We start from the raw sequence: 934 nt of genomic DNA, 5'->3' as shown, positions 1-934 counted from the left end.
AGAGCCTGAATCAAAAAGAGTGTTTTGATATCAACTTCTTGCGAGCCTGCGGGTGAGCAGGCGAATGTGAGCGACGTATATCCAGGCTTCTGCGGAAGCGAGGGATTTCTCCCAGTCCTTGGCCAGCCTGCGGCATCGCCCCAGCCATGCGAATGTGCGCTCCACGACCCAGCGGCGCGGCAGGACCTCAAAGCCTTTGGCTTTATCCGTCCGCTTGACGATCTCCAGGGTGAACGTGCCGATCTTTTGCATCGCGCCCTTAAGCTTCGGTCCGGCATATCCGCCGTCGGCGAAGACGTGTCGCAGCCACGGCCAGCGTTCGAGAATGGTCTTGAGGGCAGCCGGTGCGCCGTCCCGGTCCTGGATATCAGCGGCGTGGACGACGAGACCGACCATCAGGCCGATGGTGTCGACAACGATGTGACGCTTGCGCCCGTTGATCTTCTTTCCCGCGTCGAAGCCACGAATTCCGCCGCTTTCCGTGGTCTTGACCGATTGGCTGTCGATCACGCCCGCCGTCGGGCTCGCTTCCCGACCCTCAGCCTCGCGCGCCGCCATGACGAGGCTATTGCTGATGGTCCGCAACAAGCCCGCCTCACGCCAGCGATAGAAGTACTTCTGCACCGTTGAAAAGGGTGGGAAGTCTTTCGGCAGCAATCGCCACGCGCCGCCCGACGAGGCGAGGTAAAGAAGTGCGTTCACGACCTCGCGCAGGTCTGTCTTGCGCGGCCGGCCGATGCGGCTCGCCGACGGCATCATTGGCGCAATCAGCACCCACTCTGCATCGGTCAGATCGCTTGCGTAGCGGGCGCAACGCCGCTCATAATGCGCACGGGTGATTTCAGTCCAGGCCATCGTGATCTCCATCGAATCTCGCAAATCCGACAGAATCACAACCTGCTGAAATCACTCAACTCTTTTTGGAACGGACACT

General features: G+C 60.5%; 1 protein-coding gene. It reads right to left on the bottom strand.

Features of this window, described 5'->3' with window-relative positions:
- Positions 1-30: 30 nt before the first annotated feature.
- The gene (locus NKI85_RS37755; protein WP_352458936.1) at positions 31-855 is read right to left on the bottom strand and encodes an IS5 family transposase; all 825 of its coding nucleotides are present in this window, start codon (positions 853-855) and stop codon (positions 31-33) included.
- Positions 856-934 lie beyond the last annotated feature (79 nt).

This window comes from Mesorhizobium sp. M0571, assembly GCF_040320985.1.
Lineage (GTDB): Bacteria > Pseudomonadota > Alphaproteobacteria > Rhizobiales > Rhizobiaceae > Mesorhizobium.
Note: the sequence above shows the minus strand (reverse complement) of the source record. Positions and strands in the feature narration are given on the sequence as shown.